We start from the raw sequence: 13,861 nt of genomic DNA, 5'->3' as shown, positions 1-13,861 counted from the left end.
GGCCATGAGCGACTCGAAGCCCCAGATCATCGTCAAGCGCGTGCACGCGGGCGCGCGCGGCGGCGGCCATGCGGGCGGCGGCTGGAAGATCGCCTATGCCGACTTCATGACCGCCATGATGGCCTTCTTCCTCGTGATGTGGCTGCTCTCCATCTCGAGCCCGAAGCAGCGCGAAGGCATTGCCGAGCACTTCCGCATGCCGCTGCGCGTGGCGCTGGCCGGCGGCGAGAAGTCCAGCCTCAGCACCAGCATGATTCCCGGCGGCGGCGCCGATCCGATGCACGTCGAGGGCGAGGTCAAGCTCACCGAAACGGCCAGCGAGGACGAGGCCGACGCCGCCCGCCTGGCCGAGATGAAGAGGAAGCTCGACCAGCTGATCGAGAAGAGCCCGGTGTTCCAGCAGTTCCGCTCGCAGATCCTGATCGACATCACCACCGAGGGCCTGCGCCTGCAGATCGTCGACACCGAGAACCGCCCGATGTTCGAGCTGGCCAGCGCCCGCGTGGTGCCGCACATGCGCGCCATCCTGCGCGAGCTGGCACCTGCGCTCAACGGCCTGCCCAACAAGATCACGCTGTCGGGCCACACCGACGCCATCGTCTACACCAACGACCGTTCGTACGGCAACTGGGAGCTCTCGTCCGACCGCGCCAACGCCTCGCGGCGCGAGCTCGTGGCCGGCGGCATGACCGAGGACAAGGTGCTGCGCGTGATCGGCCTGGCCGACAGCATGCACCTGGACAAGGCCGATCCGCGCAACCCGATCAACCGGCGCATCAGCATCATCCTGCTCAACCATCGCACGCAGGAGCGCATCGAGCGCGAGAACAGCAGCGAGCCTGCCGGCACGCGCATCGGCAAGGCGGCCGCGAAGGCGTCGTAACAACAAAACAACAAGAGCTCAAGAGATGGACCTCAGTCAATTCACCCAGGCCTTTTTTGTCGAAGCCGTCGAACTGCTCGCGGAGATGGAGCAGCTGCTGCTGGAGCTCGACGTCGAGGCACCCGACAGCGAACAGCTCAACGCCATCTTCCGCGCGGCGCACTCGATCAAGGGCGGCGCCGCGACTTTCGGTTTCGTCGCCCTGACCAACACCACGCACGTTCTCGAGTCGCTTCTGGACCGCGCCCGCCACGGGCAGCTGCGCCTGAACGGCCGAATGATCGATGCATTCCTGGAAACGAAGGACGCCTTGCAAGAACAACTCACTGCCTACCAGGCCGGCAAGGAGCCGGACCCGGACATGGTCGCGCACATCTGTGGCGTGCTTCAGCAACTCGCGCTGGAAAGCGGCGACGACAGCGCGGTGGCGCAGGTGTCCGCACCGGCGCCTGCTCCCGCTCCAGCGCCGGTGGCTGCGCCTGCAGCGTCGGTCGCATCGTCCGCGTCGAGCAGCGGCGCGCTGCGCATCCGCTTCGCGCGCCTGTCCGACAGCGAATGCGACCTGCTCGCGGGCGAGCTGGCCAACCTCGGAAAGGTGTTGTCGCGCACGCGCAGCAACGACCAGCTGACCGTGCTGCTGGAAACCACCTGCGCGCCCGACGACATCGTCGCGGTCTGCTGCTTCGTCATCGACGAGTCGCAGATCGACATCACGCATGAAGCCGCTGCTGCTGCCGTAGAGGCTCCGGCCGTGGCCGAAGCCCCGGCACCCGTGGCTGCGCCAGTGCCCGAGCCTGCTGTAGTCGCCGAGGCATCGAAGCCGCAGGCAGCGGCATCGGTCGCCGCACCCGCCGCCAAGGAATCGAGCTCCATTCGCGTCGATGTCGAAAAAGTCGACCAGCTCATCAACCTCGTGGGCGAGCTCGTCATCACGCAGTCGATGCTCACGCAGGCCGCGACCATGCTCGACCCGGTGGCCTACGAGCGCTTCCTGAGCGGCCTCGGCCACCTGGAGCGCAATGCGCGCGACCTGCAGGAATCGGTCATGTCCATCCGCATGATGCCGATGGACTATGTGTTCAGCCGCTTCCCGCGCGTGATCCGCGACGTCAGCGCCAAGCTGGGCAAGCAGGTTCGCCTGGACACCTACGGCAAGGAAACCGAGCTCGACAAGGGCCTCATCGAACGCATCGTCGACCCGCTCACGCACCTGGTGCGCAACAGCCTCGACCACGGCATCGAAACGCCAGAGGTGCGCCTGGCCAAGGGCAAGGACGCCACCGGACAGCTGCTGCTGTCGGCGCAGCACCACGGCGGCAACATCGTGATCGAGGTGAGCGACGACGGCGGCGGCCTCAACCGAGAGCGCATCCTGGCCAAGGCCATGCAGCAGGGCATGCCGGTCAGCGAGTCGATGCCCGACGAAGAGGTGTGGCAGCTCATCTTCGCGCCCGGCTTCTCCACAGCCGAACAGGTCACCGACATCTCGGGCCGTGGCGTGGGCATGGACGTGGTCAAGCGCAACATCCAGGAGATGGGCGGCCACGTGGAGATCCACTCACGCGGCGGGCAGGGCACCACCACCCGCATCGTGCTGCCGCTCACGCTGGCCATCCTCAACGGCATGTCGGTCAAGGTGGGCAGCGAGGCCTACATCCTTCCGCTGAGCTACGTCATCGAGTCGCTGCAGCCGCTGCCGGAGCACCTGCATTCCATTACCGCCGACGGCCACGTGATCCGCGTGCGCGGCGAATACCTGCCGTTGATCGAACTGCACCGCGTGTTCGACGTGTCGGGTGCGCAGACGCATCCCACGCAGGGCATCCTGGTGATCGTGCAGGCCGACGACAGCCGATTCGCGCTGCTGGTGGACGAACTGCTCGGACAGCACCAGGTGGTGGTGAAGAACCTGGAAACCAACTACCGCAAGGTGCCCGGAATTTCCGCCGCGACCATCCTCGGCGACGGCAGCGTGGCTTTCATCATCGACGTGGGCGCCATGCCGCGCATCCAGCGCGCGCAGGCCGCGAGCACGGCCGCGCTGGCGGGCGCCGCCCGGAGGATTGCCACCGACGCCATCGCGCTTTGATCGCTCTGACACCCCACGGAGACAGCTGAATGCGGTTTGATTTCTTCCGGCGTTCCTCCGGCGACACAGGGGCCAACCCCGATCTTGGCGCCGGCACCGACGGGTCGGCACAGCCTGACGCGGGGCCCGACGGCCACGTGGCCTATGCCATGCTGCTCGACGCGCAGCGGCGCGTCATGGGCTATCGCATGGCCTGGCGCGCGGCGGGCGGCGAGGGCTCCGGCGTGTCCGGCGCTGCTGGCGTCAAGGCGCTGATGGACACGCTCGCCATGCACCTCAACCCCACGCCCGCGGGCTGGCTGCTGGGGCCGCAGCTGGTGTTCGTCGACGTGACGGTAGATGCGCTGTTCCAGAGCGAGCTGCAATCGCTGCCGCCACAGCACATGGTGCTGTGCATGGGCGTGGACGAATTGCTGGACGCGGACATGCGCTCCATCCTGCTGTTCCTGCGCGAGCAGGGCTTCGGCTTCATGCTGTGCGGCGCCACTGCGCTGCCCGAAGACCCCGAGCTGCGCGCCATCGTCACTCACTTCGAGGTGGATGCGCGCGACGCCGAGGCCGTGGCTCGGCTGCGCCGGGACGCGGAGCTGGGCCATCCGCCGGTCGAGCCGATCGCCTCGCGCGTGGAAAACTGGGACGAATTCGACGCCTGCGCCGGGCGCCGCGTGAATGTGTTCATCGAAGGCGCGTTCCGCAATCCGCCGGTGCGCGAGACCGAAGACGCGCTGCAGCCCGAGTCGCTGCTGATCGTGCAGCTGATGCAGATGCTCCAGCGCAACGAAGACGTGCGCGTCATCGAGGCCGCGCTCAAGCACGACGCTGCGCTCACCTACCGGCTGCTGCGCTACATCAACTCGCCCTCGGTCGGCATGGCGGTGGAAATCCATTCGCTGCGCCATGCGGTGGCCATGCTCGGCTACTCGCCGCTGTACCGCTGGCTGTCGCTGCTGCTGGCCACCAGCAACAAGGGCGGCTCGCCCTTCATGATGAAGAAGGCGATCCTGCGCGGACGCTTCGTCGAACTGATGGGGCAGGGCATGCTGCCGGCCAGCGAGGCCGACAACCTGTTCGTGGCCGGCATGTTCTCTCTGCTCGACCAGTTGTTGGGCGTGTCGATGGAGGGCGTGCTGCGCAAGGTGCAGCTCACCGAGTCGGTGCAGCAGGCCATTCTTTCGCGCGGCGGCCTGTACGGCCCCTTCGTGGCGCTGGCCGAAAGCTGCGAGCTCGACGACGGACAGGCTTCGCGCCTGTCGGAAGCGCTGTTCCTGAGCGCGGACCAGGTCAATGCGGCGCAGCTGTCCGCGCTGGTGTGGGCGCAGGACGCGAGCCCGGCCGCGGCCGGGCCCTGAACGCGCGCGAGGCCGGAAGTGCGGGGCATTTGTTCGTTTGATCGGTCCATTGGAAACGGCTGACGCTATGTACATTGAAAGCCAAGCTTCCAGGATGGCCGTGACTACCGAGTTCCTTTTTACCGACAGCGACTTTTCCCGGATCCGCACCCTCATCCACCGCCGCGCCGGCATCGCCCTGGGCGAGCAGAAGCGGCAGATGGTGTACAGCCGGCTCTCGCGCCGGCTGAGAGAGCTCCAGGTACCCGACTTCGCCACCTACCTCGACTGGCTCGAAGGGCGGCAGGATGGCGAGGAGTGGCAGTTGTTCATCAACTCGCTCACCACCAACCTGACCTCGTTCTTCCGCGAGGCCCATCACTTCCCGACGCTGGCCGAGCACGTGCGCAAGGCGAAGCAGCCCGTCACCGTGTGGTGCGCGGCGGCCTCGACGGGCGAGGAACCCTATTCGATTGCCATCACGCTGATGGAGGCGCTGGGTGACAAGGCGGGCTCGTCGCGTGTGATCGCCACCGACATCGACACCTCGGTGCTGGCCAAGGCGGCTACCGGCGTGTTCACCGCCGAGCAGGTGCGCAGGCTCGCGCCCGAGCGGCTGCGGCGCTTCTTCAACAAGGGCACCGGCGCGAATGCGGGCAAGGCGCGAGTACGCCCCGAGGTGGCGGCGCTGGTGAAGTTCTCGCGGCTCAACCTGCTCGACAGCGCGTGGGCGGTGAAGGAGCCGGTGGACGCGATCTTCTGCCGCAACGTGATGATCTATTTCGACAAGCCGACGCAGAAGAAGGTGCTCGACCGCTTTGCACCGCTTCTCAAGCCGAATGGCCTGCTGTTCGCGGGGCATTCGGAGAACGCGTCGCTCGTCAACCAGGCCTTCCGGCCGTTGGGCCAGACCGTGTACGAGCTGGCGCGCGCGCGTGCCACGGGCGTTCCATGATGGCTTCGAATCCTGCCGCACCGGACTCGGTGGCCAGCCACCACTACTTCGACCGCGACGTCGGCCTCATGGCCGTGAAGCTGTTGCCCTCCGAGTACTACGTGACTTCCAGCAACACCGTGCTGAGCACAGTGCTCGGTTCGTGCGTGGCCGCCTGCCTGCACGACAGGGAAGCTGGCGTGGCCGGCATGAACCATTTCATGCTGCCCGACGACGGCGAAGCCGCCGGCACCGGCACGCGGGATGCCTCCGAGTCGATGCGTTACGGCGCCTACGCCATGGACACCCTGATCCGCGAGCTGGTGCGCGCGGGCGCGCGCCGCGACCGGCTGCGCGCCAAGGTGTTCGGCGGCGGCGCGGTGCTGGCCAACATGACCACGCTCAACATCGGCGACCGCAACGCCGACTTCGTGCTGCGCTACCTGCGCAACGAACGCATCGAAGTCGCCGCGCAAGACCTGCGCGGGCCGCATGCGCGCCGCGTGTGCTTCGTGCCGGCGACCGGCAAGGCCATCGTGCGCAAGCTGCGTGCGCAGACAGAAGTGGCGCAGGTGCAGAACGAAGAGGGCGAGTTGCTGCGCAGGCTGTCCGGCCTTCGCGCGGCGCCGGCTGCCTCAACCAAGGGAAACCCGTGAGCAATAAAAAAATCAAGGTGCTGTGCGTCGACGACTCGGCACTGATCCGCAGCGTGATGACGGAGATCATCAACAGCCAGAGCGACATGACCGTGGTGGGCACGGCGGCCGATCCGCTGGTGGCGCGCGACCTCATCAAGGTCACGAACCCCGACGTGCTGACGCTCGACGTCGAGATGCCGCGCATGGACGGGCTGGAGTTTCTCGAAAAGCTCATGCGGTTGCGGCCCATGCCTGTGGTCATGGTGTCGTCGCTGACTGAGCGCGGCTCGGAGATCGCGCTGCGCGCGCTCGAGCTGGGCGCCATCGACTTCGTGACCAAGCCGCGCCTGGGCGTACGCGACGGCCTGCTCAACTACACCGAACTGATCGCCGGCAAGATCCGCACGGCCGCGAGCGCGCGGCTGCTGCCCGGCCGGCATGCCACGGCCCCGCGCCCTGGCGGCGACGCGCCACACGAATCGCTGCTGCGCAGCCCGTTGCTGAGCACCGAAAAACTCATCATCATCGGCGCCTCCACCGGCGGCACCGAGGCCATCCGCGAAGTGCTGCAGCCGCTGCCGCCCGATTCGCCCGCGGTGATGATCGCGCAGCACATGCCGGCCGGCTTCACCCGCTCGTTCGCGCAGCGGCTCGACGGCCTGTGCCGCATCAACGTGAAAGAGGCCGAGCACGGCGAGCGCGTGCTGCCCGGCTATGCCTACATCGCGCCCGGCGGCTTTCACCTGTCGCTCGCGCGCAGCGGCGCCAACTACGTGGCCCACCTCGACCAGGAGCCACCGGTGAACCGCCACCGGCCGTCGATCGACGTGCTGTTCGATTCGGCGGCCAAGCACGCGGGCAAGAACGCCATCGGAATCATCCTGACCGGCATGGGCAGGGACGGCGCCGAAGGCCTGCTGCGCATGAAGCGCGCGGGTGCGCACACGCTGGCGCAGGACGAGGCCAGCTGCGTTGTCTTCGGCATGCCGCGCGAAGCCATCGCACTGGGCGCGGTGGACGACGTGTCCCCATTGAGCGAAGTGAGCCGCCGGGTGATGGCGCACCTTCGCACGTTCGGCGAACGTGCGAACCGAGTTTGAAAAACGACCTGTTGGAGTTGGAAATATCGTGATCGACAAGAGCATCAAAATCCTGGTTGTGGACGACTTCCCGACCATGCGCCGCATCGTGCGCAACCTGCTGAAGGAACTGGAGTTCCTCAACGTCGACGAGGCGGAAGACGGCGCGGCCGGCATCGAGAAACTGCGCGGCGGCAATTTCGGTTTCGTGGTGTCCGACTGGAACATGCCGAACATGGACGGCCTGACCATGCTGCAGACCATTCGCGCCGACCCCGAGCTGAAGAAGCTGCCGGTGCTGATGGTCACCGCAGAGGCGAAGAAAGAGAACATCGTGGCGGCCGCTCAAGCCGGCGCCAACGGCTACGTGGTGAAGCCATTCACCGCCGCCACGCTCGAAGAGAAGATCACCAAGATCTTCGAGAAGCTTGCGAAGGAAGCGGCCTGACATGAGCCAGAACGCTGCCGGGGCCGCGGACCCCACCAACACCGCCGAAGAACTGCTGGGCCGCATCGGCCAGCTCACGCGCCAACTGCGCGAAGGCCTGCGCGAGCTGGGCCTAGACAAGCAGGTGGCCAAGGCCGCGCAAGCCATTCCGGATGCGCGCGACCGCCTGAGCTACGTGGCTGCCACCACCGAGCGTGCCGCGCACCGCGCGCTCAACGCCATCGACGTGGCACAGCCGTTGCAGGAAGCACTGGCCAGCGATGCCAAGGGCCTCAGCAAGCGCTGGGACCTGTGGTTCGAAAACCCCATCGAGCTCGACCATGCGCGCGAACTCGTGCTCGACACGCGCAGCTACCTCAACGAGGTGCCGGAGCGCGCCGGCGCGATCAACTCGCAGCTCATGGAAATCCTGATGGCGCAAGACTTCCAGGATCTGACCGGTCAGGTCATCAAGAAGATGATGGAAGTGGTCAACGACGTGGAGACGCAGCTGCTGCAAGTGCTGATCGACAACTCCGCGCCCGAGAAGCGCCAGGAGGCCGCGCACAGCCTGCAGAACGGCCCGCAGGTCAAGCCCGGCAATCCCGATGCGGTGACCGACCAGGCGCAGGTCGACGACTTGCTGGAGAGCCTCGGCTTCTGAGCCCGGGCCGGGCTTCCAGGCCCTGCCTATTGTCCGAATAGCAGGGCGATAAGGGCCCTTATCGGCAGATTGTTCCGGACGACCGAATTCAATAATTTGGTCATGAGCAAGGCGTACTTCGCCACTGCTGGTTCGGAGCATGAATGGCTGAGGAAAGCGATCTCGAAAAAACGGAACCCGCCTCCGAGCGACGCCTGGAGAAGGCGCGCGAGGAAGGCAACGTAGCCCGTTCGCGCGAGCTCACCACCTTCGTCATGCTGGGCACCGCATGCGCGGGGCTGTGGTTCGCAGGGGAGTCGCTGGGCACGAGCATGAGCGGTGCGCTGCACCGCGGCCTGCAGTTCGACCGCGCCAGCGCTTTCGATCCTTCGCACATGCTGGCCCAGACCGGGCTGATGGCGATGCACACGCTCACGGCCATCGGCCCGCTGTTCGCGATGATGATCGTCGCTGCCGTGGTCGCGCCGCTGATGCTCGGCGGCTGGCTGTTCTCCACCAAATCGGTGGGACCGAACTTCAGCAAGCTCAATCCGCTGGCCGGCATCGGCCGCATGTTTTCCGCGCAGTCGCTGGCCGAGCTTTTCAAGGCGCTGGCCAAGTCGGCGTTGATCGGCGGCGTGGCGTGGTGGGTCGTGTCGCGCGACATTGGCGCGCTGATGGACCTGATGGCGCAGCCCGCGCACTACGCGCTGCCGCACGCAATGGTGCTGGTGGCCAAGCATTGCGCGCTGATTGCGGCCACGCTGTTTCTCGTGGCGCTGATCGACGTGCCCTTCCAGCTCTGGAGCTACTACCGCAAGCTGCGCATGTCGCGCGAAGACCTGCGCCAGGAGCACAAGGAAAGCGAAGGCGATCCGCACATCAAGGCCGCGATCCGCCGCCAGCAACAGCAGATGGCGCGCCGCCGGATGATGGCCGAGGTGCCCAAGGCAGACATCGTGCTGACCAACCCCACGCACTTTGCGGTGGCGCTGAAGTACACCGACAGCGGCATGCGCGCACCGCGCGTGGTGGCCAAGGGCACCGAGCTTGTGGCCGCGCGCATCCGCGAGATGGCGCTGGAGCACAAGGTCGCGATTCTCGAAGCGCCGCCGCTCGCGCGCGCTCTCTACAAGCACACGAAGCTGGGCGATGAGATTCCGGCAGGCCTGTACACCGCGGTGGCCGAGGTGCTGGCCTGGGTGTACCAGCTCAGGCGCTGGAAGACCGAGGGCGGCGACGCCCCGCGCACGCCGACTGACCTGCCGGTGCCCGCAGACCTTCAATACACAGTGGAAGCCGCATGAACGCGATGACAAACCTGATGCGTCTGCCGACGCGTCTGTTCTCCGGCTCGCAGTTCAAGGGACTGGCCGGGCCGATTCTCATCATCCTCATCCTGAGCATGATGGTGCTGCCGCTGCCGCCCTTCCTGCTCGACCTGCTGTTCACCTTCAATATCGCCATGTCGGTGATGGTGCTGCTGGTGAGCATGTACACGATGAAGGCGCTGGACTTCGCGGCCTTCCCGGCCGTGCTGCTGTTCTCGACGCTGCTGCGCCTGTCGCTGAACGTGGCGTCCACGCGCGTGGTGCTGATGCACGGCCACACCGGGCCCGACGCGGCGGGCAAGGTGATCGAGGCCTTCGGGCACTTTCTCGTGGGCGGCAACTTCGCGGTGGGTGTGATGGTCTTCATCATTCTCGTGCTCATCAACTTCATGGTGATCACCAAGGGTGCGGGGCGCATTGCCGAGGTGGGCGCGCGCTTCATGCTCGACGCGATGCCGGGCAAGCAGATGGCCATCGACGCCGACCTCAACGCCGGCCTGATCGGCGAAGACGTGGCCCGCAAGCGCCGCACCGAGGTTGCGCAAGAGGCCGACTTCTACGGCTCGATGGACGGCGCCAGCAAGTTCGTTCGCGGCGACGCGATCGCGGGCCTGCTCATCATGGTGATCAACATCATCGGCGGGCTGGTGGTCGGCATGCTGCAACACGGGCTCGACTTTTCCACTGCCGGCAAGACCTACACGCTGCTGGCCATCGGCGACGGCCTGGTGGCGCAGATTCCGGCGCTCGTTATCTCCACCGCCGCCGGCGTGATCGTGTCGCGCGTGACCACCGACGAAGACGTGGGCAGCCAGCTCACGGGCCAGCTCTTTTCCAACCCGCAGGTGCTGTTTCTCACGGCCGGCATCGTCGGCCTGCTGGGCATGATCCCGGGTATGCCGAACCTGGCGTTCCTGCTGATCGCGGGCGGCCTGGTGTGGCTGGGTCGACGGCTTGTGATGCGCAAGCCGCAGGAAGCCGCGCAGAAGGCAGCCGCCGCCGCGCAGGCCGCGAACCCCGCGCCTTCGGCCGAGATGGAAGAAGCGACGTGGGACGACGTTGCAATGGTCGACCCGCTGGGCATGCAGGTCGGCTACCGGCTCATTCCGCTGGTGGACCAGTCGCAGCAGGGCGAGCTGCTGGGCCGCATCAAGAGCATCCGCAAGAAGATCGCGCAGGAGATCGGCTTCCTGGTGCCGGTGGTGCACATCCGCGACAACCTGGAGATCAAGCCCAACACCTACGTCATCAGCCTGAAGGACGTGGAGATCGGGCGCGGCGAGGCCTTCCCCAACCAGTGGATGGCCATCAACCCCGGGCAGGTGACGGGCACGCTGCCCGGCACGCCCACGCGCGACCCGGCCTTCGGCCTGGCGGCGGTGTGGATCGACGCCAGCCTGCGGCAACAGGCGCAGGTGCAGGGCTACACGGTGGTCGATGCCTGCACGGTGATGGCCACGCACCTGAACCACCTGATCCAGACGCATGCCGCAGAACTGCTGGGCCGCCAGGAAGTGCAGCAGCTGCTCGACCAGATCGCCAAGACCGCGCCCAAGCTCACGGAAGACCTGGTGCCGAAGGTGCTGTCGCTCAGCACGCTGCACAAGGTGCTGCAGAACCTGCTCGACGAAGAGGTGCCCATCCGCGACATGCGCACCATCCTCGACGTGATGGCCGAGCATGCGCCGACCATCAAGGACCCGACCGAACTCACCACGCTCACGCGCCTGGCGCTGGGCCGCGCCATCACGCAGCAGCTGTTCCCGGGCGACACCGAGATGCAGGTGATCGGCCTCGACGGCTCGCTCGACGGCGTGCTGCAGCAGGCCTTGACCAACAGCAGCGGCATCGAGCCCGGCATTGCCGACAACCTGCTCAGGCAGGCGCAGGCCGCGATCCTGCGCCAGGAGCAGATGGGCCTGGCGCCGGTGCTCGTGGTGCAGCACGCGCTGCGCGTGCTGCTGTCCAGATTCCTGCGGCGCAGCCTGCCGCAGCTGAAAGTGCTTTCGCATGCGGAGATTCCTGACTCCCGCACCATCAAGATCACCACCGCCATCGGAGGACGAGGTTGAATTCCAAGCAGACCGACGTGCGCACCACCGCGCGCAAATTCGTCGCGGCCACCAGCCGCGAAGCCCTGAGGATGGTGAGGGAGGCGCTGGGCGCCGACGCCATCGTGCTGACGCATCGCGCAATGGCCGAGGGCGTCGAGATCGTCGCAATGGTCGAGGGCGAAGTGCAGGGGGTGTTGAAAGACACCGCGCCTGTGCCTGCGAAGCCCGTGGTGATCGCGGGGCCCGTGGCATCGGTCCCCGTGCCTGTGGCGGCCCCTGTGCCCGCTCCTGCACCCGCACCCGCTGACACCGTGCTCACCGAACTGCATTCCATGCGCGGCATGATCGAAGAGCAGCTCGCCAGCGTCGTGTGGAACGACAAGCAGCGCCGCGACCCGGTGCGCGGCCGCCTGCTGCGCACGCTGCTTGGCGCCGGCTTCAGCGCGGGCCTGTCGAAGGCCATGCTGGAGAAGATGCCCACCGGCCAGACGTACGCCGAAGGCATGGCCTACGTGCGCTCGGAGCTGATCCGCGCCGTGCCCGTGCATGAAGACGAAGACGCGCTGTTCGCGCAGGGCGGCGTCTACGCCCTGATGGGCCCGACCGGTGTCGGCAAGACCACCACCACCGCCAAGCTGGCCGCGCGCTGCGTGATGCGCTTCGGCGCTGACAAGCTCGCGCTGGTGACCACCGACAGCTACCGTATCGGCGCCTACGAGCAGCTGCGCATCTACGGCCAGATCCTTAATGTGCCGGTGTACGCCGTGAAGGATGCGGCCGACCTGCACCTGGTGCTGCAGGACCTGCGCGACAAGCACATGGTGCTGATCGACACCGTCGGCATGAGCCAGCGCGACCGCGCCGTGTCCGAGCAGATCGCGATGCTCGGCCAGAGCCAGCGGCCCGTGAAGCGGCTGCTGCTGCTCAACGCCACCAGCCACGGCGACACGCTCAACGAGGTGGTGCACGCCTACCGCCATGGCAACGAGCTCACCGGCTGCATCTTCACAAAGGTCGACGAGGCCACGCATCCGGGCGCACTGATCGACACCGTGATCCGCCACCGCCTGCCGGTGCACTACATCTCCAGCGGCCAGAAGGTGCCTGAGAACCTGATGCAGGCCGACCGCGCGCAGCTGGTGGACAGCGTGTTCCAGCCGCGCCAGCACAGCCCGCTGTTCGTGCCCGCGGAAAGCGATCTGCACGAGGAGCCGGCGGGCGCGGGCCCCTCGGCGCAGGTGGTGCAGGCGCAGGGCGAGACCGACCGCCTGCGGCTGAAGTACCAGAACCTGATTCGCGCCATGGCGCACGACGCGCAAGAGCTCGCCACCACCGCGAGCGCGCTGGCGGGCGCACAGATCGGCTTCGAGCGTTCGCGCGCACTGTGGCGCCAGGCCGGCGACGAAGGCTCCGGCCAGAAAGCCGTGCTGCACGACCTGATGGTGCATGCGCGCAGCGAAGTGGCCGCTGGCTGCGAGACCCATGTGCTCGCGCTGTGCGGGCAGGTCGGGCTGCGCTCGAATGAAGGCGGCGACGCCTATGAATGCCACGGCAGCCTGCTGCTGTCGGACCGCACGGGCCTGCCGCTGGCAGCGCCGAACCAGTGGCTGTCGACCGCCGCCACCCGCGGCATGAAAGACGCCGCGCGCAAGCCCGGTGCACGCCAGGTGCCGTGGCTGCGCCAGCAGGACTTCGGCCACAAGCCGCTGGTGCATCTGTTGACGAGACTGCCCGGCATCGAGGCCATGGTGCAGTGGCAGGCCGCGGGCCAGCGCTGGCTTGCGCGCGCGCCGGGCTCCACCGCGGTGATCGACGTGCGCACCGGCGCACCCGACACGCTCGCTCGCATGGACTTCGAATTCGGCGAGGGGCGGCCCGTGCGCTTTCGCGGCAAGGCGGCGTTGCGCAGCGAGGCGCATGCCGACGTGGTGCTGCGCTTCAACGCGGCCGCCATGGCGGCGGGCATCGGGCGCGATGCGATGCCCGCGCTGCGCTGCGTCGCCACGCGGGTGGTCGATGCGCGCACCGGCAACGTGCTGGCGCAGGGCCATGCATTGACCAATATCGGCGCGGACGTTTCCACGCAGCAGCTCGCGCAATGGCAGGGCTGGGCCAGCGACGCCGAGCCCTGCTTCCGACTGCTGCGCGACGGTGTGCAGATGGTCGGCGGCATCGGCGAACTGGGCGACCCCGACATCATGAAGCGGCTGCTGATCGCCGGCCAGATGACCACCACCGTGTGGCGCCTGCTGCAAGCCGAAGGCGATTGGGCCGACCGCACGCGCGCGCTGCTGGGCCAGCTCACGGGGCGCCCGGCGCGCAACGGACGGGCCATGAGCGGCAGTGCTCTGTATGCGGGCGTGGGCAAGCTCTTTCTGCTGCTGGAGGCGCTGGGCACCGAGTCGACCGCTCCCACGCAGGCGCCGCGTGCGCTGGAGAAGTTGGGTTGAGGAAT

At 67.2% G+C, this 13,861-nt stretch carries 11 protein-coding genes; all 11 read left to right on the top strand.

Annotation, left to right across the window (positions count from 1 at the left end):
• Positions 1 to 4 precede the first annotated feature (4 nt).
• The 11 genes from motB to flhF all read left to right on the top strand — a co-directional run bounded on the left by motB (position 5) and on the right by flhF (position 13,856).
• Entirely contained in the window at positions 5 to 883 is an 879-nt protein-coding gene (motB, locus tag BLW48_RS25370) for a flagellar motor protein MotB (protein ID WP_093077275.1), read from the top strand.
• Positions 884 to 908: 25 nt separating this feature from the next.
• On the top strand, positions 909 to 2,972 hold the full coding sequence (cheA, locus tag BLW48_RS25365) for a chemotaxis protein CheA (protein ID WP_093178167.1): 2,064 nt from the start codon (positions 909 to 911) through the stop codon (positions 2,970 to 2,972).
• Positions 2,973 to 3,001: 29 nt separating this feature from the next.
• The gene (locus BLW48_RS25360; RefSeq protein ID WP_093178165.1) at positions 3,002 to 4,321 is read left to right on the top strand and encodes an EAL and HDOD domain-containing protein; all 1,320 of its coding nucleotides are present in this window, start codon (positions 3,002 to 3,004) and stop codon (positions 4,319 to 4,321) included.
• 94 nt (positions 4,322 to 4,415) lie between these two features.
• Positions 4,416 to 5,255, top strand: coding sequence for a CheR family methyltransferase (locus BLW48_RS25355; RefSeq protein ID WP_371127567.1), 840 nt, complete (start codon positions 4,416 to 4,418; stop codon positions 5,253 to 5,255).
• The gene (gene cheD, locus BLW48_RS25350) at positions 5,252 to 5,890 is read left to right on the top strand and encodes a chemoreceptor glutamine deamidase CheD (RefSeq protein ID WP_093178162.1); all 639 of its coding nucleotides are present in this window, start codon (positions 5,252 to 5,254) and stop codon (positions 5,888 to 5,890) included. Before BLW48_RS25355 ends, cheD begins: the two co-directional genes overlap by 4 nt.
• 56 nt (positions 5,891 to 5,946) lie before the next feature.
• Entirely contained in the window at positions 5,947 to 6,972 is a 1,026-nt protein-coding gene (locus BLW48_RS25345; RefSeq protein WP_371127568.1) for a protein-glutamate methylesterase/protein-glutamine glutaminase, read from the top strand.
• 31 nt (positions 6,973 to 7,003) lie between these two features.
• A complete protein-coding gene (gene cheY, locus BLW48_RS25340) occupies positions 7,004 to 7,399 on the top strand; it encodes a chemotaxis response regulator CheY (protein WP_172839779.1) in 396 nt (131 codons plus the stop codon).
• A gap of 1 nt (position 7,400) precedes the next feature.
• A complete protein-coding gene (gene cheZ / locus BLW48_RS25335; protein ID WP_093058575.1) occupies positions 7,401 to 8,042 on the top strand; it encodes a protein phosphatase CheZ in 642 nt (213 codons plus the stop codon).
• Positions 8,043 to 8,185: 143 nt separating this feature from the next.
• Positions 8,186 to 9,328: a flagellar biosynthesis protein FlhB gene (gene flhB, locus BLW48_RS25330; RefSeq protein WP_093178159.1), complete on the top strand. Its 1,143-nt coding sequence runs from the start codon at positions 8,186 to 8,188 to the stop codon at positions 9,326 to 9,328.
• A complete protein-coding gene (gene flhA, locus BLW48_RS25325; protein ID WP_093058577.1) occupies positions 9,325 to 11,424 on the top strand; it encodes a flagellar biosynthesis protein FlhA in 2,100 nt (699 codons plus the stop codon). Before flhB ends, flhA begins: the two co-directional genes overlap by 4 nt.
• Entirely contained in the window at positions 11,421 to 13,856 is a 2,436-nt protein-coding gene (gene flhF, locus BLW48_RS25320) for a flagellar biosynthesis GTPase FlhF (RefSeq protein WP_093178157.1), read from the top strand. The genes flhA and flhF overlap by 4 nt, the downstream gene beginning before the upstream one ends.
• Positions 13,857 to 13,861 lie beyond the last annotated feature (5 nt).

Origin of the sequence: Variovorax sp. YR266 (genome assembly GCF_900107295.1) — a bacterium.
Lineage (GTDB): Bacteria > Pseudomonadota > Gammaproteobacteria > Burkholderiales > Burkholderiaceae_C > Variovorax.
Note: the sequence above shows the minus strand (reverse complement) of the source record. Positions and strands in the feature narration are given on the sequence as shown.

Excerpts from the sequence above, each read along its gene's own strand:
- motB (WP_093077275.1), top strand. The coding sequence starts at position 5 with ATGAGCGACTCGAAGCCCCAGATCATCGTCAAGCGCGTGCACGCGGGC.
- cheA (WP_093178167.1), top strand. The coding sequence starts at position 909 with ATGGACCTCAGTCAATTCACCCAGGCCTTTTTTGTCGAAGCCGTCGAA.
- BLW48_RS25360 (WP_093178165.1), top strand. The coding sequence starts at position 3,002 with ATGCGGTTTGATTTCTTCCGGCGTTCCTCCGGCGACACAGGGGCCAAC.
- BLW48_RS25355 (WP_371127567.1), top strand. The coding sequence starts at position 4,416 with ATGGCCGTGACTACCGAGTTCCTTTTTACCGACAGCGACTTTTCCCGG.
- cheD (WP_093178162.1), top strand. The coding sequence starts at position 5,252 with ATGATGGCTTCGAATCCTGCCGCACCGGACTCGGTGGCCAGCCACCAC.
- BLW48_RS25345 (WP_371127568.1), top strand. The coding sequence starts at position 5,947 with ATGACGGAGATCATCAACAGCCAGAGCGACATGACCGTGGTGGGCACG.
- cheZ (WP_093058575.1), top strand. The coding sequence starts at position 7,401 with ATGAGCCAGAACGCTGCCGGGGCCGCGGACCCCACCAACACCGCCGAA.
- flhB (WP_093178159.1), top strand. The coding sequence starts at position 8,186 with ATGGCTGAGGAAAGCGATCTCGAAAAAACGGAACCCGCCTCCGAGCGA.
- flhA (WP_093058577.1), top strand. The coding sequence starts at position 9,325 with ATGAACGCGATGACAAACCTGATGCGTCTGCCGACGCGTCTGTTCTCC.